Source organism: Enterobacter sp. 61D5 (genome assembly GCF_034107965.1).
Lineage (GTDB): Bacteria > Pseudomonadota > Gammaproteobacteria > Enterobacterales > Enterobacteriaceae > Enterobacter > Enterobacter cloacae_M.
Genome location: NZ_JAWNFK010000004.1, coordinates 345,127 through 364,685 on the forward strand (window position 1 = coordinate 345,127; position 19,559 = coordinate 364,685).

A 19,559-nucleotide genomic window follows, 5' to 3' on the forward strand; every position below is an offset into this window, starting at 1 on the left:
TCAGGAGAGCTCTGTGACCACCAGGCCACACTCGTCGTTCAAAATCGTCTTCATTCTTGGCCTGCTGGCCATGCTGATGCCGCTGTCTATTGATATGTACCTGCCCGCGCTGCCGGTCATTTCCGCGCAGTTTGGCGTTCCAGCGGGCAGCGCGCAGATGACGCTCAGCACCTATATTCTTGGCTTTGCCCTCGGCCAGCTGTTTTATGGCCCGATGGCGGACAGCCTTGGACGCAAGCCCGTTATTCTGGGCGGGACGCTGGTCTTTGCAGCTGCAGCGGTGGCCTGTGCGCTGGCGCAGACCATCGATCATCTGATTATCATGCGCTTCTTCCACGGTCTGGCGGCGGCAGCGGCAAGCGTGGTGATTAACGCCCTGATGCGCGATATCTACCCGAAAGAAGAGTTCTCCCGCATGATGTCGTTCGTGATGCTGGTGACGACGATTGCGCCGCTGGTGGCCCCGATGGCCGGTGGTGCGGTGCTGGTGTGGTTTAGCTGGCATGTGATTTTCTGGATCCTGGCTCTGGCCGCGCTGCTGGCCTCGGCGATGATCTTCTTCTTTATTGATGAAACGCTTCCCGTCGAGCGCCGTCAGAAATTCCACATCCGAACCACAATCGGCAACTTTGCCTCGCTGTTTCGCCACAAGCGCGTGCTCAGCTATATGCTGGCAAGCGGGTTCAGCTTCGCCGGGATGTTCTCCTTCCTGAGCGCCGGGCCGTTTGTCTACATCGAGCTGAACCACGTTTCGCCGCAGCATTTTGGCTACTATTTCGCGCTTAACATCGTCTTCCTGTTCATCATGACCATCATCAACAGCCGTTTTGTCCGGCGGGTGGGGGCGCTGAACATGTTCCGCGCCGGGCTGTGGATCCAGTTTGTGATGGCTGTCTGGCTGGTGGTGAGCGCGTTTCTGGGCGTGGGCTTCTGGGCGCTGGTGGTCGGCGTAGCGGCCTTTGTTGGCTGCGTGTCGATGGTGTCATCTAATGCGATGGCGGTGATCCTGGATGAGTTTCCGCATATGGCGGGCACCGCCTCTTCCCTGGCGGGGACGTTCCGCTTCGGCATCGGCGCTATCGTCGGGGCGTTGCTTTCAATGGCTACCTTTACGACGGCATGGCCCATGCTGTGGGCGATGGCTTTTTGCGCAACCAGCTCGATACTCTTCTATCTTTACGCCAGTCGACCGCGAAAAGTGGCCCACTAAAACACAGAGAAGGCCCGGCAGGGCCTTTTTTGTTGATGCATATCAACCAAACCCCCGTTCGTTTATTCCGTGTTTGTTTATTTTATGTAAAATCTATTTGTGTAAAAAGTCACATCATTGTATTCAAAAAGGTTGAGTTAGATCGCAGAAACGGGTACATATAGCGCCGACGCGAGCCTGAATACCGATAAAAAAGCGCTGAAGAGTGCAGGCTGGCGATGATGTGTTACTATAAATGTAAATAAATTGTGAAGTAAATTTTGCTTCCGGGGAACGAACGTGAATACATTACAACTTTCTATTGTCCATCGCTTGCCCCAGAGCTATCGCTGGTCGACGGGTTTTGCAGGTTCGAAAGTTGAACCGATTCCGCAAAACGTCGCGGGCTGTGAAAATTGCCTGGTGGCACTCAAGCTGCTGAGCCCGAGCGACGAAAATGCGTGGCGGGTGATGGAGCGTCTCAGTCAGGCCCTGACGGATATCGAAGTGGACAGCTCCGTGCTGGAGTGTGAAGGTGAGCCGTGCCTGTTTGTGAAAAGCCAGGACGAATTTGCCGCCACCTGCCGTCTGAAGAATTTTGGCGTTGCCATTGCGGAGCCTTTCTCCGGCCAGTACCCGTTCTGACCGCTAGTCTGCCGACAACAGCTGGCGCGTGTAGCGCTGCGTTGGCGCGCTAAATACGCGCTGGCACTCTCCCTGCTCGACCACTTCTCCCTGTCGCAACACAATCACCTGATGGCATAGCGCCCGCACCACCTGAAGATCGTGGCTGATAAAGATATAGGCCAGCCGGTGCTTTTCCTGCAGCCCTTTCAGCAGGGTCAGGATCTGCGCCTGAACGGTTCTGTCCAGCGACGACGTCGGTTCATCCAGAATAATCAGCTCCGGCTTCAGGATCAGCGCGCGGGCAATGGCGATACGCTGGCGCTGCCCGCCGGAGAATTCAGCCGGATAGCGGTGGCGCGTCCCGGCATCTAGGCCCACTTCGGCCATCACCCGCATAACTTCCTGCTCTCGCTGCTGAGCGCTCAGGCCGGGCTGATGCACGCGCAGACCCTCTTCGATAATCTGTAACACGCTGAGCCGTGGATTAAGCGAGGAGTTGGGATCCTGAAACACCACCTGCATGCGGGGCCGCACGGGCAGCATTTGGCGGCGGTTCCAGCGGTGCAGCGGCATATCGTCAAAGAGGATCTCGCCCTGGGAGGCAATTAAGCGCAGCAGCGCCAGACCGGTGGTGCTTTTGCCCGAACCAGATTCGCCCACCAGCCCCAGGGATTCTCCCGGGCGCAGCGAGAAGCGGATGTGTTTCAGCACCGGATTCTGGTCGACGATGCGTCGCAAAATCCCTTTGCGGATCGGGAACGAGACGGACAGATCCTCAACGCGCAGCAGCGGTGTGCTGTCCGCCTTGAGGGGAACCGGGTCGCCGGAGGGTTCGCTGTCGAGCAAACGCTGCGTATAGGGGTGCTGCGGCGCGCTCAGCAGCGTGGACGCGGTATTCTGTTCAACGCATCGTCCGTTTTGCATCACCGCGACGCTGTCGGCCAGCTTTCTCACAATGCTCAGGTTGTGCGTGATAAACAGCAGGCTCATGTTCAGCTCGTCACGCAGCTCCCGCAGCAGCGTCAATATTTGCGCCTGTACCGTCACGTCCAGCGCCGTTGTCGGCTCGTCGGCAATCAACAGCTCGGGTCGCGTGAGCAGTGCCATGGCGATCATCACGCGCTGGCGTTCGCCGCCGGAGAGCTGGTGCGGAAAATCATTCAGCCGTTTGGCCGCATTGCGTATTCCTGTTCGTTCCAGACAGTCCAGAATTTCTCCCCGCGCGGCCTCTCTGCGCATCCCCCGGTGCAGGGAGAGCACTTCATAGAGCTGTTTCTCCAGGCTGTGCAGCGGGTTGAGGGAAACCATCGGCTCCTGGAAGATCATGGCGATTTTGTTGCCGCGAATACCGCGCAGGGTAAGTTCGTCGGCATGCAGCATCGAGCTGCCGTGAAACAGAATATCCCCTTGCGGGTAGCTCACCGGTGGGGACGGCAACAGGCGCAGGATAGAGAGTGCCGAAACGCTCTTGCCTGAACCCGATTCGCCCACCAGGGCCAGCGTTTCCCCGGTCTGGATCTGTAGCGACAGGTCGCTGACCACGTTGCGCGTCTCGCCCTGCTTTGAAAAAGCAATCGACAGGTTATCAATACTGAGAAGAGGCTGGGTCATTTTATACCGCCTTGTTCGGATCGAAGGCATCGCGCACGGCTTCGCCAATAAAAATCAGCAGTGAAAGCAGCACGGCCACGGAAAGAAAGGCGGCGATACCTAACCACGGTGCCTGCAGGTTGTTTTTGCCCTGTAGCAGCAGTTCGCCGAGCGACGGGGAACCCAGCGGTAGCCCGAAACCAAGAAAATCCAGCGAGGTGAGGGTGGTGATCGAGCTGCACAGAATAAACGGCAGGAAGGTGAGCGTTGCCACTACCGCGTTGGGCAGCATGTGGCGGAAGATAATCCCCCGGTCGCTCACGCCAAGCACCTGCGCGGCGCGTATGTAGTCGAAATTGCGGGTGCGCAGGAACTCCGCGCGCACCACGCCCACCAGCGCCATCCAGCCGAACAGGACGGTGATGCCTAACAGCCACCAGAAGCCAGGCTGCACCACGCTGGAAAGCAGGATGATCAGAAACAGCGTTGGCATGCCTGACCAGACTTCAATAACCCGCTGGCCCCACAGATCAATTTTCCCGCCGTAGTAGCCCTGAACGGCGCCCGCCACGACGCCCATTACGCTGGAGAAGATCGTCAGCATCAGCCCAAAGAGAAGCGAGATTCGCGTGCCATACAGGATGCGCGCCAGCACGTCCCCGCCGTTAGCATCCGTTCCCAGCCAGTTTTGCGCGGAGGGCGGGGAAGGGAAGGGGGATGTGGTAGCGAAGTTAATGCTGTTTGCGCCAAAGCGCACCGGCGCCCAGAGCGCCCAGCCGTGCTGTTCGATCTGCTGGCGAAGCCACGGATCCTGATACTCCGCCGGTGTTGCAAACGGGCCGCCGAAGTCGCTTTCGCTGTAGTTGGCGATAACCGGCACGTACCAGCGGTCGTTAAAATGCACCAGCAACGGCTTGTCGTTGGCGATCAGCTCCGAACACATGCTTAAGGCAAACAGCACGGCAAAAATCCACAGCGACCAGTAGCCGCGGCGGTTGTGGCGAAAGCGGGCCCAGCGGGCCTGGTTGACGGGGCTTAAACGCGGCATCAGCGGCCCTCAAAATCGATTCGGGGATCGACCAGCGTATAGCTGATATCGCTGATGATATTCAGCAGCAGGCCAATCAGGGTGAAAATATAGAGTGTGCCAAACATCACCGGATAGTCGCGCGACACGGTCGCCTCATAGCCCAGCAGCCCCAGGCCGTTGAGCGAGAACATCACCTCTATCAGCAGCGAGCCGGTAAAAAACATGCCGATGAACGTGGCCGGAAATCCGGCGATCACCAGCAGCATAGCGTTGCGGAACACGTGTTTCCACATGATCTGCTTCTCGCTCACGCCCTTGGCGCGGGCGGTAACGACATACTGTTTACGAATTTCATCCAGAAAGGCGTTTTTGGTCAACATGGTCAGGGCCGCGAACCCGCCGATGACCGTGGCCAGCACCGGCAGCGTGATATGCCAAAGATAGTCGGTGATTTTCTGATACCACGGCAAGGAGCTGAAATCGGCGGAGACTAGCCCCCGCAGCGGGAAGAGGTCGAAATAACTCCCCCCGGCAAAAAAGACAATCAGCAGGACGGCAAACAGAAACGCCGGAATGGCGTAGCCGATAATGATGAACGTGCTGCTCCAGATATCAAACCGGCTGCCGTTATACACTGCTTTGCGGATCCCGAGCGGTATAGAGACCAGATAGATAATGAGCGTTCCCCACAGCCCCAGCGTTATCGAAACCGGCAGGCTTTGCTTGATCAACGTTAACACTGACGCACTGCGAAACAGGCTGTCGCCAAAATCAAAGCGGATGTAATCCCAGAGCATCTTGAAATAGCGCTCGTGAATCGGTTTGTCAAAGCCGTAGCGGTGGGTGATCTCGGCGATCACCTCCGGATCCAGCCCGCGTCCGCCGCGATAATGGCTTTCGCTGATATTCCCTACGCCGGTTCGCGCATGGCTCGCACCCATCCCTTCACCGCCGCCGCCGGGCATGCCGCCGCTGTTGCCAAATTCAATGGCGGCAATTGCCTGATCGACCGGGCCGCCGGGGGCGATTTGCACGATAAAAAAGTTAATCGTGATGATGGCCCACAGGGTGGGGATAATCAGCAGGAGACGACGGAGAAGATAGGCACCCATGATGATTCCTTATCGCCGCTCAGCGGGAAGTCTGGCGGCTTTGTTAACGTCATACCACCAGGTATCAAAGCCCAGGGAGTAGACAGGGCGCACGGCAGGCACGGAGAACTTGTCCCAGCGCGCAAGGCGATCTTCGCCCATATACCACATCGGCAGCATGTAGTAGTTCCAGGTCAGGACCCTGTCGAGGGCGCGCCCGAGCGGCAGGAGCTTTTCTTTATCCCCCTGCGCCGCTACTATTTTCGCAATCAGCGCGTCAATCGCCGGGCTTTTTACTCCGGGCGCATTGTATGAGGAGTCAATGTAGCTGGAGGCCCAGGAAATTTGCAGGTCCGAGCTGGGCCATGGCTGGGCGGGCCACAAGCGCTGCATCATGTCGTAATCACGGCTGCGCATGCGGCTGGTGATCTGCGCGTTATCGACCTGGCGAATGTTCATGGTCACGCCCAGCCGCTCAAGGTTGTGCTTAAACGGCAGTACCCACTGATCGTTGCCCCCGGAGGAGAGCAGCAGCTCAAAGCTGAGAGGCTTGCCCGTTTTGGCATCCACACGCTTTTGATTTTTCAGGTGCCAGCCCGCGTCGTCCAGCAGTTTGCTGGCTTTCAGCAGGTTGTCGCGGTCGTAACCGTCACCGTTCGACGCGGGCGGCTGAAACACGGTGGTGAACACCTGCGGCGGCAGCTCCGCTTTCAGCGGCGCCAGCAGAGCCAGCTCGTCGGCTTTCGGGTAATCGCGCGCGGCATATTCGGTGTTCTGGAAATAGCTGTTGGCGCGGCTGTAAGCCCCGTAAAACAGCGCTTTGTTCATCCACTCAAAATCAAAGGCCAGGGAAATGGCTTCCCGCACCCGGCGGTCATTAAATACCTGACGCTGAATATTAAACGCCAGCCAGCGGGTGTCCTGGGCAGACTCATTTTTGTGCTCGTCTTTGACGATATAGCCTTTGGCGAAATTTTTGCCTATATAGCGTGTCGCCCAGTTTTTGGCGCTGCTCTCGACGCGTAAATCAAAAGCGCCGGCTTTAAATGCTTCAAACGCTACGTTATCGTCGAGGTAGTAATCATAGCGAAGCGTGTCGAAATTCCAGCGCCCGCGGTTTACCGGCAGGTCTGCCGCCCAGTAGTCTTTCACGCGAGAGTAAACGACATATTGCCCCATGCGCCAGTCGGTGATGCGGTATGGGCCGCCTGCCAGCGGCGGCGTGGAAAGCGGGTCGCTTAGCTTATGATTTTTCCAGAACGATTCAGGCATCACCGGCAGCGAGAACAGGCTAAGCATGTTCTCTTTGTTCGGTTCGCTTAGCTCGATGCGCACGGTGAGCGGCGCAATGGCTCTGACGGAAGCCCCTTTATACACGATGCGGAACTGGGGGACGCCTTCGGTCATGAATTTATGGAAGGTGAACGCGACGTCGCTGGCCTTCACCGGCGTACCGTCGTGAAAATGTGCTCGCGGATTCAGCGAAATTTCCGCCCAGGCGAAGTTATCGGCGTAACGCACGTTCTCGGCAATCAGCGGATAATAGCTGCCGGGCTCATCATCCGAGGTGACGAAGAGCGTATCGTAAAGCGATTCCGTCCGAGCGGCCGCCACGCCGCGCAGGGCGAAGCGGTTGAAGTTGTCGAATGTTCCCGTGGCGGAAAGCGTGACCTTTCCGCCCTTCGGCGCGGCAGGGTTAACGTAATCGAAGTGCGTAAAATTGACCGCATATTTCGGCTCGCCAATCACCGCGAAGGCGATATTTTCTTTGATGGCCTGCGCCTGGCTGGACAGGCTCGTTAGTGCCAACATCAGCAACATGAAGCGCATAAGCATCTCGCGGCGGCTCCCTCTTTTACAGTCCGACTCGGTTAAGCTGAATAATAAGTGACGTCACGGGCAATGTGAAATTAATCACCCCCGGGCGAAATATCAGGCCGCCATTCGCGGAACTGCGCCAGCGGCATCGGGCGGCTAATCCAGTATCCCTGCAGGAAATTAACGCCGTGTTCGCGCAGCCAGGCGGCCTGTTCCGGCGTTTCCACCCCTTCGGCGACGGTCGACATATTCAGTCGTCTTGCCAGCGTCAGGACGGCATCCAGCACCGGCGACGTCACGGTCTCAGTGCCAATTGCATTAACAAAGCCGCGGTCGATCTTGAGATAGTCCATGGTGAAATGCTCAAGATAAATCAGCGCGCTGTGACCGGTGCCAAAATCATCAATGGCTATCTCAAACCCTTCGTTGTGTAGCCATTCGAAGAGGCTGTTGGCTTCCCGATGATTGAGCATGTCGCGCTCGGTAATTTCCAGCACGATCTGAAAGTAATCCTGCGGCAGTAGCGCTTTGAAGGTGCGCATATCGTCTTTGAAGCTTTCCGAATGCAGATGCCCCGGCGCAATGTTGATGCCCACCTTTGCCCCCGGAGGTAACAGGGTTTGTAACACGGGCGCATCATGAATGATAAGGTCAAAGAGATGCAGCGTCAGCGGGACAATCAGCTTCTGCGCTTCGGCAAAGTTGATAAACGCGTCCGGCGGAATTTCCCCCATCGTCGGGTGTTTCCAGCGCATCAGCACTTCAAGCCCGGTCATCTGGAGCGATTTAGCATCGACGACGGGCTGATAAACCACATAAAACTGACCGCGCTTAATCGCGCTTAAAATCTCTTTACCCGGGTTGAGGCGAATGCTGAGGATATAGTAGTTGAGAGATCCGGCACAAATGCCGCATACCAGCCCGAAGAACAGGGCGTAGAGAATTTCATCGCTGGTCCAGGCGTCCGCATACAGGTTCATGGTCAGGGGAACGTCTTTCAGCGTCGCGGTACGGGCCGGCGTTTCATGTAGATCATGCGCAAGGACCAGCGTGCTGGACCGCGTTGACAGCGCATGATCGCCAATAATGATGGCGATGCCGGCAAATTCGTCCTGGCGCGCGGTGTAGAGCAGATAAGGCGTCAGATTGAGATTCACCGAGGTGAACACGCCGCCGTCCTTCACTAGCGGGTTACGGTACCAGATGGCAATCGCGGGCTTGTTGGGCAACATCGGGGTGCCTGGAAGCAATGCCATATCAATCTGTTTGTCGATGTGCAGCTCGGGGATCAGCTCCTCCATGGGGACATTCATCGGCCCCGTGGCAGAAGAGCAGAACGCCATTTTGTCTCTGACCAGCAGGAATGCGCGAACGTTAACGCTAAAGGCAGCGCGCGAGGTAAGTTCCTGATTGACGTCCTGGCAGCTGTTTAACGTGAGCGGCTGGAGCACATCGATAGAATTTTTTAACTCATCGAAGTAGCTCTCCATATAGATGCTCACATCGTGGATCAGGGTGTCGAATTTGACTTCCCGCTTGTGGTAGCTCCAGAAAAATTGCAACGAACCCAGGAGCAGGGCGGCGATCAGGCCTGTGATGATGCTGAGGATCAGTATTTTGCGATTGCTGGAGAAATAGCGGGTGAACATAGACGTCGTGATTCCTGAAATGCCGCTGGATGTATTCAGTGTAACGGGCAAAAAAAAACACTGCCGAAGCAGTGCTTTTTTTCATCATATCGCCAGCCAAGGGATAACCAACGATACGATAGTCATATTAACTGCGGGTCAGTACGCGGCGTGCTTCGTTGTAGCGCTTCTTCCAGTACGGTTCATTCATGCTGGAAATGGTCACACCGCTGCTGGTGGAGGCATGTACAAACTGGTCATTACCAATGTAGATGCCAACATGTCGACCTGTAGAACCGGCACGGAACAGGACTAAATCACCGGTGCGCAGTTTGGTACGTGAAATCGACTTGCCCATCTCCTGCTGTTCATAGGTTGAACGCGGAAGATCTAACCCAAATTGCTCACGGAACGTACGCTGTACAAAACCGGAACAATCAATACCTGTTTTTGTGCTGCCGCCAAGACGATAGCGCACGCCTTTCCAGTCAGCATACTGGTCCATAATGCGGGACTTCACGTCCAGATTACGTACCATATTTTCAAATTCATCCTGAGAGGCTTGCAGTGACGAGGAATCTTCCATTCCCACAACACGCGTCTCAGGATGCATATTCTTTGCGGTGTTAGATGTACTACATGCAGACAACAGTACCGCGACTGCTATCGCCGGGATCCCCCGTAAGATATATCTCAGAAACGGTTGAGATTTGACCATTTTGTTTATTATCCCTTGAAGTCCTTAACGACAAATATCGTTATAAAAATGCCAAACGTGACGAGACTAATTATCTGTTCACATTGAGACAATTCTTTCTGGTCACATTTGTGGCACAGCGCACAAAATTATTCGCCAGTGAAATAATTATCTCTATGGGGCAAAACGAGTTCGAGATTAACCGATTGCCTGGGGTATTGCGAGAAAAAAAAGCCTTTTTTTTATAAGAAAATGTGATACAGAAAGTAAAAACATAGAATTGCTCAAAATAGCGACGGATCCGCTGCGCCAGTATGCAATTGCTTCATTTTTATCATGAATATGATGACGAGAATATGACAGTGGGGAAAGATCGCGGCGAGAACGCTATCAGGGATCATGTCGATCCCTGATAGCTCACGTTAATTTAGGTTAGTTATTTGTTTAATTATTGTTGCGCCCTGCCGGGAAGATAGCGATCGAACAGCGCTATTATCCTGTCGCTCAGTGGGGTCATTAAACACCACGGCAGCGCAATCAGCGCCACGGAGAGCGAACCGACGGCAATATCGGTAAACCAGTGAGCGCCAATCATTACCCGCGGGAAGGCAAAAACCACAAAAATAATCAGGGCTATGGCAAAGGCTTTTCTGCCAAAATACCGAAGCATAATTGCGGAAAAAATAAGCAGCATCATACCGTGATCGCCGGGGAAACTGTCCTTCGACGCATCTTTTGTTGGAATATGCAGCAGTTCGCTGACGCGATAAATATCGGTGAAGAATAGCGTTGGGCTTGAGCGCTTAACCGGAATAATCGCGGTTGCCAGCTGGTTAATGGCGACGGCAAACAGCAGCATTACCAGACCGATAATGAGAATACGCCGGCGCCCGGCTTTATCCTCCTTCAGCCAGAAAGAGAGCATCAGGCAGCCCATGGCAAGCAGCGAGAAGCCGTCGAAGGCGCGGTTGTTGGTAATTGCCACCAGCCACAGGAACGCGTTGCTCTTCACCAGCTCCTGGTTGAAGAAGTGAAAAATGGCAGAATCCAGCGGGAACCAGAAACCATGATCCGCCGGGATATACCAGGAGAAGAAAAGCGCCAGACCGGCGACATTAAGCAGTAATATCAGGGGAAATCGAGTTGTCATAACGTTCTGCATAGAGTGAAAACTGGGGCAACGTTAGCCGCCCAAACTTAAACGAATCCTCAACAGGCTGGACTGGAGGGCATTCCAGTCGGCGTTAACCGCACTAATTAACTCTATTCGGCTGTCAGGCGGCGCCACATTCTGCGTTTCAATAAAGAAATCGTCACCCTGACGGTTGATCCTCACCAGCCCGTCTGGCGTGCGCATGATCCCTTTCACGCGATCGACGGGAGCAAGTCGGGCCCACTCCAGAATCCCGATGGTGTCGAAAACGGTTTCAGCATCAAATATCCATCCGCAGGCCTGATATCCCTGGCCGCTGTTCAGGTTACGACGCCAGCGCTGATGTTCCGGCAGGCTGAGAGCAGCTAAACCCTGCTTAACCGGATGACTGTGCGAATGATCCGCGCTGGCAGGCAGCTCGGTGAGGTTCAGACGAGGAAGGTCAAGCAGGGCGCTATCAATATTCCCCTGGGTGGTCTGCACCCGCGTGCGGTTGCCGCCGAAATGTTGCCACCACGCGTCCAGCGCGGCCTGGCTTTCAGGCGTGGCGCGATCTGCTTTATTCGCGACAATAACGTCAGCCGAGGCGAGCTGATCGCGGAAATTCTCATTGGCCACCGCCTTGTCATCCAGAAGCTGACGCGGATCGAGCAGGCACAGCGTTGCGCGCAGGTCGATCCAAGGCTCGTAAACCGGGGCGGTCAATAAATCGAGGATCTGCTTCGGATGGCCCAGTCCGGTGGGCTCAATCAGCAGGCGGTCGGGTTTGCCCTGACGCAGCAGCGTATTGAGCCCGACCTGCATCGGCAGGCCATTGACGCAGCACATGCACCCGCCGGGGATCTCTTTAATCATCGCGCCGCTGGATGACAGCAACGCGCCGTCAATGCCCACCTCGCCAAATTCATTGACCAGCACGGCCCATTTCTCGGCCGGATCTTTATTCGCCAGCAGGTGGAGAATTGAGGTGGTTTTACCGCTGCCGAGAAAACCGGTGATGAGGTTGGTTTTGGTCACGTGCGCTCCAGATGAGAATGGTGATGCTATAACACTATGCTCTCTATCCTGGCGAAAAACGTGACCGGTGAGAAGGGGAAGGGCGAACGGAGGCCGAATCCGTTCGCGTTAAGCGCAATAATCGTTAAACATTTAACGTTTCAATAACAGCCTGACGCGCGCCGTGGCGGGTGATGCGCTCATAAGCCTGGCTGACAGCCTCCACAAACGCGCTGTTTTGCGCGAGATCGTGACCAAAGACCTCGCTTAGCCCCAGCAGGGCGTTAACGCGGTCGGCGTCGCTGCTGGCATTGACCATCGTGCGAATTTTATCGCTGAGGGGATCGCGAACATCAATCGCGTTGCCACGGTCGTCGGTACCGCTGACGTAGCGTATCCAGCCTGCCACGCCCAGGGCCAGCAGAGACCACGGTGTTTTTCGCTCAAGATGAACGCGGATCCCGTCCAGCATTCTTTGCGGAAGCTTCTGGCTACCGTCCATCGCGATTTGCCAGGTCCTATGCTGGAGTGCCGGGTTGGCAAAGCGCTCCAGCAGGCTATCTGCGTAGGCGGTGAGGTCGACATCCTTAATGCGTAACGTGGGCGCCTGCTCGTCCAGCATCAGCCGACGGGCGGCTTCGCGGAACGCAGCGTCCTCCATGCATTCATTAATATGGGCATAGCCCGCGAGATACCCCAGATACGCCAGGAAAGAGTGGCAGCCGTTTAGCATGCGCAATTTCATTTGCTCCCAGGGCAGAACATCCTGCACCATCTGAACGCCCGCGACTTCCCACTCCGGACGGCCGGCAACAAAATTATCTTCCACCACCCACTGAATAAACGGTTCACAGCTGATGGCGCACGGATCTTCAACGCCGAGCGCGTCGGTGATTTCCGCCAGCGAGGCGTCCGTCGCGGCGGGAACAATTCTGTCGACCATCGTCCCCGGGAAGCTCACGTGGCTATCAATCCATTCAGACAGCGCCGCGGAACGCTTTTGCGCCATGCCCAGCACCGCGTTTTTCACCACGTGCCCGTTATCAGGGATATTGTCGCAGGAGAGAACGGTAAACGCAGGCAAGCCGCGCTCGCGGCGGCGGTGGAGCGCTTCGACCAGGATCCCGGGGGCGGAATGTGGCTCTGAGGGATTCTCAAGATCGTGGATTATCCGGGCGTTGTGCAGATCGAGTTTCCCGGTCGCAGGATCGATGCAATAGCCTTTCTCCGTGATGGTGAGCGACACAATAGCGACCTGAGGCTCGCAAAATTTCTCAATAATGGCGGGCAGAGAGTCCAGCTTTGCGTTCAGGCATTCATGGACGGCGCCGACGATAATCGCCTCATTGCCTTCTGCCCCTTTCTCCAGCACGGTGAACAGGTGATCCTGCGCGCGCAGCTGGCTCATCAGCACGTCGCCGCTGAAGAGGCTAATCTCACAAATACCCCAGTCGCCGCCTTTTTCATTCAGCACCCGATTTGTTAACAATGCCTGGTGCGCACGGTGGAACGCGCCAAAGCCAAAATGGACGATGCGGGAGCGTAATTGCGCGCGATCGTAGCGAGGTTGCTGAACCCGGGCAGGAAGGGCGGTGGAGGCAATTGTCTTCATGAGATACACACCTGATTAACCATTAATTAACAATGCCAGTGTAAAGTTATATGACAGCAAATAAAATTGGTGAGCCGTAAATATCCCCGTTCTGTGAGTTTGATCAATCAATGTGAGGCGGTATATTGACCCCTGGCGGCAAACATGTATGGTAGTCGTCATTGCAGTAACGCATATTGGTATAACAACTTAAGAGGGTGAGGCAATGGAACAAACCTGGCGTTGGTACGGGCCGAACGATCCGGTTTCTCTTGATGATGTGCGCCAGGCTGGCGCAACGGGTGTCGTCACGGCGCTGCATCATATTCCTAACGGTCAGGTATGGCCGGTCGAAGAAATTCAACAGCGTCAGGCGCTGCTGGCGGAGAAGGGGTTAACCTGGTCTGTAGTGGAAAGCATCCCGGTTCACGAAGATATCAAAACCCATTCAGGGGAATACCAGACCTGGATTGCTAACTATCAGCAGAGCATTCGCAACCTGGCGGCCTGCGGCATTGATACGGTCTGCTATAACTTCATGCCCATCCTCGACTGGACGCGTACCGACCTTGAATACCAGATGCCGGACGGCTCGAAAGCGCTGCGTTTCGATCAGATCGCCTTTGCGGCATTCGAACTGCACATTCTGAAACGCCCCGGTGCCGAAGTGGATTACACCGCGGAAGAGCAGCAGCAGGCGCGTGAGTGGTTTAACGCCGCCAGCGACGCGGACATCGAAAAGCTGACCCGTAATATCATTGCGGGCCTGCCGGGAGCTGAAGAGGGGTATACCCTGGATCAGTTCCGCGCGCGCCTGGCGGAATACGGCGATATTGATAAGCAGCAGCTGCGTGAAAACATGGCGTACTTCCTGCGCGCTATCGTGCCCGTTGCTGAAGAAGTAGGGGTACGCCTCGCCGTGCATCCGGACGATCCACCGCGTCCTATCCTCGGCCTGCCGCGCATTGTTTCCACTATTGAAGATATGCAGTGGCTGAAAGAGACGGTCAACAGCATCTATAACGGCTTTACCATGTGTACCGGCTCCTACGGAGTGCGCGCGGATAACGACCTGGTGCGGATGATTGAAACTTTCGGCGATCGCATTCATTTTACGCACTTGCGCGCGACCTGTCGCGAAGAGAACCCAAAAACCTTCCACGAGGCGGCGCACCTGGGCGGCGATGTGAATATGGTGGCGGTGGTAGACGCCATCCTCGCGGAAGAGGCGCGTCGCAAGCAGGCGGGCGATGTGCGTCCTATTCCGTTCCGTCCGGATCACGGCCACCAGATGCTGGACGATCTGCGCAAGAAAACTAACCCGGGCTATTCGGCGATTGGCCGTCTTAAAGGTATGGCGGAAGTGCGCGGCGTCGAGCTGGCGCTGAAGATGACGAAGTATCCGGAGCTTCTGTAAGCTCTGTTGCCCGGTGGCGCTAAGCTTACCGGGCCTACAAAAAAACCGGCCTGAGAGCCGGTTTTTGTGTTTTTGTCGGTCGGGTAAGGCGAAGCCGCCACCCGAAAAACGCCGCAATCAGTCGGCGCGACCCATATAGCGTTTTTCTTCAATATGGATGCGGATTTTCTCGCCAGCGGAGAGGTATTCCGGCACCTGCACAACCAGGCCGGTGGTCAGGGTAGCCGGTTTGTTGCGCGCACTTGCGGATGCGCCTTTGATACCTGGTGCGGTTTCCACGATTTCCAGATCGACGGTCTGCGGCAGTTCCAGCGCCAGCAGAACGCCGTCCCAGGTCAGGACCTGCATGTCAGGCATGCCGCCTTCAGGGATGAACAGCAGCTCTTCTTCAATCTGATCTTTGGTGAAGATGTACGGGGTGTAATCTTCTTTATCCATGAACACGTATTCGTTGCCGTCGATGTAGGAGAAATCAACGTAGCGACGGGTCAGGGTCACGGTATCGACGATATCGTCACCTTTAAAGCGCTCTTCCACCTTCAGGCCGGTACGCACATCGGCGAAACGCATTTTGTACAGCGTTGCTGCACCACGGGCGCTCGGGGCCTGAATGTCGATATCTTTCACAATCAGCAGTTTGCCGTTGTAATTCAGCACCATACCTTTCTTAATTTCGTTCGCTCTTGGCATTGCAGTAATCCTGTTTACGGGAGGTAAAAAATATCGCGCCAAATTACTCGCGCGCGGCCTTTCAGGCAAGTGGAATTCGTGGCTTTTGCTATCAATACGCAAAAGGTGTTACTGTGCGCGCGATGCCCGACTACGCGGGCCATCGTCAGCGAAAGAGAGCATTTATGGATTGCCGTCCCGATTGTGGCGCGTGCTGTACTGCACCGTCCATTTCAAGCCCCATTCCAGGAATGCCGGAGGGCAAGCCTGCCAATACCCGCTGCGTTCAGCTCTCGGAAACGAACCTGTGCATGATCTTTGGCTCGCCGCTGCGCCCGAAAGTCTGCTCCGGGCTTCAGCCCACTGCAGAAATGTGTGGCAGCACGCGAGGGCAGGCGATGACGTACCTTCTTGACCTTGAAGCGCTCACCGCGCCCTAAACGTCTTTAATTCTCGCCAGACAGCCGATCGTCAGGGTACACATCACCAGCGCAATCCAGAACACCGTGTGATAGTTCCAGATTTCGGCAACGACACCGGCCATTGAGCCTGCGATAATCCAGCCCACGCGGGTGGTATTAGTATAAAGGGTGGTGGCAGAGCCTGCCTGGCCCGGCATCAGATCCTGGAAATAGAGCATGCCTATCCCGGCGAGAATGCCAATATAGATGGCGTTCAGCAGCTGTAAAGCCAGCAACAGCCCCGGCGTATGTACCGTCAGCATACCAACATAGAACAGCAGACCGGCGATGGCGGCGATGCGCATTAAAAAACGCTTTCCGAAGCGCTTTGCGTAGTAGCCCGCAATGAGCATCGTCGGGATCTCAAGCCCGGCCGCGGTGCCCATCATGATGCCCGCCAGCTTTTCCGACAGGTGCAGTTCATCAATAATAAATAGCGGCATATTGATGATATACAGGCTGTTGGTGCCCCACATCAGCGTACAGATAACAAACAGGAGCAGGGCATCGCGGCGGTTACGGCGCGGCGCTTCCAGCACGCCCGTTGCCACTTTCGGCTCTTTGCGCATGGACGGCAGGAAGAACCACACCAGCGCGCCGCACACCACAAACGCGACGGCCGCGCTCAGATACATCACCGTAAAGCCAAAACCCATCGCCAGCGCGTAGGCCAGCGGCGGGCCAATCACCCATGCCAGCGACACCTGAGCACGCAGGACAGAGCTGAACATCACCGCTTCACGTCCGGTATGGTCGGCGTGTTCGCGGGCAAGCGCAAACAGCTGAGGGTTCGCCGTTGAGCCAAAGCTGCTCAGGAATACCCCCACGAAGAGCAGAATGAAATAGTTGCGGTTCCAGGCGAACAGAACGCAGGCCATGACCCCCAGCAGACAGCAGAAAACGATCAGGCTTTTACGATCGCCTTTTCTGTCGGATCGTCCCGCCAGAAACTGGCTGACCAGGATGCCGATGATGGCGCTTCCGGTAAAAAAGAAGCCGACCATTGCCGGGCGGACGTGAACCTCATTTGTCAGAAATAAGCTCAATGTCGGCGTCTGTAACGCACCGGCAATGCCCGTGAAGAAGGCAACAACCAGGAATGCCGCGGAGGTCAAATCAAAGGGCTTCGGCGAGACGGCCGCAGGGGTGTTATGCATGTTTTATAATTAGCGAGTAGCAGAGAGGGGCGGAGTTTACGCCGTCAGCTAAAAAATAAACAGTGGGTGCGGTCAATGATGCCACGAAAAATCAAAATAGCATTTCAACTTACGTCCCACCTGGCTGACCTTAGCTGAAACTGTCTTGCTGAACTTCAGCAAAATTCAGCTGAACGAAGAAGAAATGTGCTGTATCTCTAAATTCTGATATCAGAAATACGAGTTTACTTGCAAGACATTGCAGAAAGCGCAAGACTTTTTTGAAACGTTTCAGCGCTATCTTGTTTTAACAAACGGAGCAGGCTAGCGCATTTTTTCTCATTAAAGCTGAAACGATTCAAGTTCAGCAGGAGTGGAGAACCATGTTCCAGTTATCTGTTCAGGATATCCACCCGGGCGCTCAGGCCGGGGATAAAGAAGAGGCTATTCGCCAGGTTGCCGCTGCGCTTGTGCAGGCGGGTAACGTCGCGGACGGCTATGTAAACGGCATGCTGGCCCGTGAGCAGCAGACCTCAACCTTCCTCGGCAATGGCATTGCCATTCCGCACGGTACAACCGACACCCGCGATCAGGTACTGAAAACCGGCGTTCAGGTTTATCAATTCCCGCAGGGCGTGCTCTGGGGCGACGGTCAGGTGGCGTATGTGGCTATCGGTATCGCGGCCAGCAGCGACGAACACTTAGGCCTGCTGCGTCAGCTGACGCATGTCCTGAGCGATGACGATGTGGCTGAACAGCTGAAGTCCGCGACCACAGCTGAAGAGCTGCGCGCCTTGCTGATGGGCGAAAAACAGAGCGAAGCGCTGAAGCTGGATAATGAAACGCTGACGCTGGACGTGATTGCCTCCGATCTGGTCACGCTGCAGGCGCTGAACGCGGGTCGTCTGAAAGAAGCCGGCGCGGCGGATGCCACGTTTGTGACGCGCGTGATTAACGATAAGCCGTTGAATCTGGGTCAGGGTATCTGGCTGAACGACAGTGCTGAAGGCAACCTGCGCAGCGCTATTGCCGTGAGCCGCGCGGCCAATGCGTTTGACGTGGAAGGCGAGCATGCGGTCATGCTGGTGACCGTGGCGATGAACGACGATCAGCCGGTTTCCGTGCTGAAGCGTCTGGGCGATCTGCTGCTGAACAACAAAGCTGAAAAACTGCTGAACGCTGATGCCTCCACCGTGCTGGCACTTCTGACCAGTGATGATGCGCCGACCGAAGACGTGCAGTCCGCTGAGTTCGTGGTACGCAACGAGCACGGCCTGCATGCCCGTCCGGGCACCATGCTGGTGAATACCATTAAACAATTCGAGAGTGAGATCGCCGTGGCGAATCTTGATGGCACGGGCAAACCGGCCAACGGCCGTAGTCTGATGAAAGTTGTCGCGCTGGGCGTGAAGAAAGGACATCGTCTGCGTTTCACCGCACAGGGTGCCGATGCTGAACAGGCGCTGAAAGCGATTGGCGACGCCATCGCGGCGGGTCTGGGGGAGGGCGCATAATGAGCAGACGTGTTGCGACTATTACGCTGAACCCGGCTTATGACCTGGTAGGATTTTGCCCGGAAATTGAGCGCGGCGAAGTCAACCTCGTGCGTACCACTGGCCTGCATGCTGCGGGTAAAGGGATTAACGTCGCGAAAGTGCTCAAGGATCTCGGTATCGACGTCACCGTGGGTGGATTCCTCGGTAAAGATAACCAGGATGGTTTCCAGCAGCTGTTCAGCGAGCTGGGCATTGCCAACCGTTTTCAGGTTGTTCAGGGCCGTACCCGCATCAACGTTAAGCTGACGGAGAAAGACGGTGAAGTGACCGATCTGAACTTCTCTGGCTTCGAAGTGACGCCGTCAGACTGGGAGCGTTTCGTTAACGACTCTCTGACCTGGCTCGGTCAGTTTGACATGGTCTGCGTCAGCGGCAGCCTGCCGTCCGGCGTCAGCCCGGAAGCGTTTACCGACTGGATGACGCGCCTGCGCAGCCAGTGCCCGTGCATCATTTTTGACAGCAGCCGCGACGCGCTGGTTGCGGGTCTGAAAGCCTCTCCGTGGCTGGTGAAGCCGAATCGCCGCGAGCTGGAGATTTGGGCGGGTCGTAAGCTGCCAGAATTAAAGGATGTGATTGACGCTGCCCATGCGCTGCGCGAGCAGGGTATCGCTCACGTAGTGATCTCTCTTGGTGCAGAAGGCGCGCTGTGGGTTAACGCGTCTGGTGAATGGATCGCCAAACCGCCGTCAATGGAAGTTGTCAGCACCGTTGGCGCAGGGGATTCCATGGTTGGCGGCCTGATTTATGGTCTGCTGATGCGTGAATCCAGTGAACATACTTTACGTCTTGCCACCGCCGTTGCTGCCCTGGCCGTAAGCCAGAGCAATGTCGGCATTACCGATCGTACCCAGTTAGCCGCGATGATGGCGCGCGTTGACTTAAAACCTTTTAACTAACAGCAGGAGAGGAA

General features: G+C 55.9%; 17 protein-coding genes. 6 read left to right on the plus strand and 11 right to left on the minus strand.

Going from position 1 to position 19,559, the window contains the following annotated elements; genetic code table 11:
- The first annotated feature begins 13 nt into the window (after positions 1-13).
- Together UTM25_RS04515 and UTM25_RS04520 are read left to right on the plus strand one after the other, a co-directional pair.
- On the plus strand, positions 14-1,210 hold the full coding sequence (locus UTM25_RS04515) for a Bcr/CflA family multidrug efflux MFS transporter (RefSeq protein ID WP_194400505.1): 1,197 nt from the start codon (positions 14-16) through the stop codon (positions 1,208-1,210).
- Between the two features lie 279 nt (positions 1,211-1,489).
- Entirely contained in the window at positions 1,490-1,834 is a 345-nt protein-coding gene (locus UTM25_RS04520; protein WP_045334337.1) for a YejG family protein, read from the plus strand.
- A gap of 3 nt (positions 1,835-1,837) precedes the next feature.
- Here the strand turns inward: UTM25_RS04520 and yejF are convergent, their stop codons facing one another.
- From yejF to UTM25_RS04565, 9 genes are all read right to left on the minus strand, one after another.
- Positions 1,838-3,427, minus strand: coding sequence for a microcin C ABC transporter ATP-binding protein YejF (gene yejF, locus UTM25_RS04525; RefSeq protein ID WP_194400507.1), 1,590 nt, complete (start codon positions 3,425-3,427; stop codon positions 1,838-1,840).
- 1 nt (position 3,428) lies between these two features.
- Entirely contained in the window at positions 3,429-4,454 is a 1,026-nt protein-coding gene (locus UTM25_RS04530; RefSeq protein WP_194400509.1) for an ABC transporter permease, read from the minus strand.
- Positions 4,454-5,548, minus strand: a complete 1,095-nt coding sequence (locus UTM25_RS04535; RefSeq protein ID WP_045402802.1) for a microcin C ABC transporter permease YejB — start codon at positions 5,546-5,548, stop codon at positions 4,454-4,456. The genes UTM25_RS04530 and UTM25_RS04535 overlap by 1 nt, the downstream gene beginning before the upstream one ends.
- A 9-nt stretch (positions 5,549-5,557) precedes the next feature.
- Positions 5,558-7,363, minus strand: a complete 1,806-nt coding sequence (locus tag UTM25_RS04540; RefSeq protein ID WP_194400511.1) for an extracellular solute-binding protein — start codon at positions 7,361-7,363, stop codon at positions 5,558-5,560.
- 74 nt (positions 7,364-7,437) lie between these two features.
- The gene (locus UTM25_RS04545) at positions 7,438-8,994 is read right to left on the minus strand and encodes a cyclic di-GMP phosphodiesterase (RefSeq protein WP_194400513.1); all 1,557 of its coding nucleotides are present in this window, start codon (positions 8,992-8,994) and stop codon (positions 7,438-7,440) included.
- 127 nt (positions 8,995-9,121) lie between these two features.
- Complete coding sequence (gene mepS, locus UTM25_RS04550; RefSeq protein WP_008500946.1) at positions 9,122-9,691, minus strand: bifunctional murein DD-endopeptidase/murein LD-carboxypeptidase; 570 nt, start codon at positions 9,689-9,691, stop codon at positions 9,122-9,124.
- A gap of 427 nt (positions 9,692-10,118) precedes the next feature.
- A complete protein-coding gene (locus UTM25_RS04555) occupies positions 10,119-10,820 on the minus strand; it encodes a phosphatase PAP2 family protein (RefSeq protein ID WP_169815238.1) in 702 nt (233 codons plus the stop codon).
- A gap of 33 nt (positions 10,821-10,853) precedes the next feature.
- Entirely contained in the window at positions 10,854-11,840 is a 987-nt protein-coding gene (locus UTM25_RS04560; RefSeq protein ID WP_194400515.1) for a GTP-binding protein, read from the minus strand.
- Between the two features lie 124 nt (positions 11,841-11,964).
- Positions 11,965-13,431, minus strand: a complete 1,467-nt coding sequence (locus UTM25_RS04565) for a mannitol dehydrogenase family protein (RefSeq protein ID WP_194400517.1) — start codon at positions 13,429-13,431, stop codon at positions 11,965-11,967.
- A gap of 205 nt (positions 13,432-13,636) precedes the next feature.
- Here UTM25_RS04565 and uxuA point away from each other — a divergent pair, with 205 nt between their 5' ends.
- Positions 13,637-14,827, plus strand: coding sequence for a mannonate dehydratase (gene uxuA / locus UTM25_RS04570; protein WP_194400519.1), 1,191 nt, complete (start codon positions 13,637-13,639; stop codon positions 14,825-14,827).
- 117 nt (positions 14,828-14,944) lie between these two features.
- Here uxuA and yeiP read toward each other — a convergent pair whose 3' ends face one another.
- Positions 14,945-15,517: an elongation factor P-like protein YeiP gene (gene yeiP, locus UTM25_RS04575; RefSeq protein ID WP_008500940.1), complete on the minus strand. Its 573-nt coding sequence runs from the start codon at positions 15,515-15,517 to the stop codon at positions 14,945-14,947.
- Between the two features lie 164 nt (positions 15,518-15,681).
- Between yeiP and UTM25_RS04580 the strand changes: the two genes are divergently transcribed.
- Complete coding sequence (locus tag UTM25_RS04580; protein WP_109845336.1) at positions 15,682-15,936, plus strand: YkgJ family cysteine cluster protein; 255 nt, start codon at positions 15,682-15,684, stop codon at positions 15,934-15,936.
- Here the strand turns inward: UTM25_RS04580 and setB are convergent.
- Positions 15,933-17,114 (minus strand): sugar efflux transporter SetB, encoded by a 1,182-nt coding sequence (gene setB, locus UTM25_RS04585; protein ID WP_194400522.1) that lies wholly within the window; start codon positions 17,112-17,114, stop codon positions 15,933-15,935. The two genes, UTM25_RS04580 and setB, sit on opposite strands and share 4 nt — an antisense overlap.
- Before the next feature lie 362 nt (positions 17,115-17,476).
- Between setB and fruB the strand changes: the two genes are divergently transcribed.
- Positions 17,477-18,607 carry a fused PTS fructose transporter subunit IIA/HPr protein gene (gene fruB, locus UTM25_RS04590; protein ID WP_194400524.1) on the plus strand — a complete coding sequence of 377 codons (1,131 nt, stop codon included), beginning with the start codon at positions 17,477-17,479 and terminating at the stop codon, positions 18,605-18,607.
- The gene (gene fruK / locus UTM25_RS04595) at positions 18,607-19,545 is read left to right on the plus strand and encodes a 1-phosphofructokinase (RefSeq protein ID WP_008500936.1); all 939 of its coding nucleotides are present in this window, start codon (positions 18,607-18,609) and stop codon (positions 19,543-19,545) included. Before fruB ends, fruK begins: the two co-directional genes overlap by 1 nt.
- The last annotated feature ends 14 nt before the right edge of the window (positions 19,546-19,559 follow it).

What these genes read in the sequence shown, in the direction of transcription:
- UTM25_RS04545 (WP_194400513.1), bottom strand. Translation starts at nt 8,994, where the DNA reads ATGTTCACCCGCTATTTCTCCAGCAATCGCAAAATACTGATCCTCAGC.
- uxuA (WP_194400519.1), top strand. Translation starts at nt 13,637, where the DNA reads ATGGAACAAACCTGGCGTTGGTACGGGCCGAACGATCCGGTTTCTCTT.
- UTM25_RS04555 (WP_169815238.1), bottom strand. Translation starts at nt 10,820, where the DNA reads ATGACAACTCGATTTCCCCTGATATTACTGCTTAATGTCGCCGGTCTG.
- fruB (WP_194400524.1), top strand. Translation starts at nt 17,477, where the DNA reads ATGTTCCAGTTATCTGTTCAGGATATCCACCCGGGCGCTCAGGCCGGG.
- UTM25_RS04540 (WP_194400511.1), bottom strand. Translation starts at nt 7,363, where the DNA reads ATGCTTATGCGCTTCATGTTGCTGATGTTGGCACTAACGAGCCTGTCC.
- UTM25_RS04530 (WP_194400509.1), bottom strand. Translation starts at nt 4,454, where the DNA reads ATGCCGCGTTTAAGCCCCGTCAACCAGGCCCGCTGGGCCCGCTTTCGC.
- UTM25_RS04535 (WP_045402802.1), bottom strand. Translation starts at nt 5,548, where the DNA reads ATGGGTGCCTATCTTCTCCGTCGTCTCCTGCTGATTATCCCCACCCTG.
- yeiP (WP_008500940.1), bottom strand. Translation starts at nt 15,517, where the DNA reads ATGCCAAGAGCGAACGAAATTAAGAAAGGTATGGTGCTGAATTACAAC.
- UTM25_RS04565 (WP_194400517.1), bottom strand. Translation starts at nt 13,431, where the DNA reads ATGAAGACAATTGCCTCCACCGCCCTTCCTGCCCGGGTTCAGCAACCT.
- UTM25_RS04580 (WP_109845336.1), top strand. Translation starts at nt 15,682, where the DNA reads ATGGATTGCCGTCCCGATTGTGGCGCGTGCTGTACTGCACCGTCCATT.
- yejF (WP_194400507.1), bottom strand. Translation starts at nt 3,427, where the DNA reads ATGACCCAGCCTCTTCTCAGTATTGATAACCTGTCGATTGCTTTTTCA.
- mepS (WP_008500946.1), bottom strand. Translation starts at nt 9,691, where the DNA reads ATGGTCAAATCTCAACCGTTTCTGAGATATATCTTACGGGGGATCCCG.
- fruK (WP_008500936.1), top strand. Translation starts at nt 18,607, where the DNA reads ATGAGCAGACGTGTTGCGACTATTACGCTGAACCCGGCTTATGACCTG.
- setB (WP_194400522.1), bottom strand. Translation starts at nt 17,114, where the DNA reads ATGCATAACACCCCTGCGGCCGTCTCGCCGAAGCCCTTTGATTTGACC.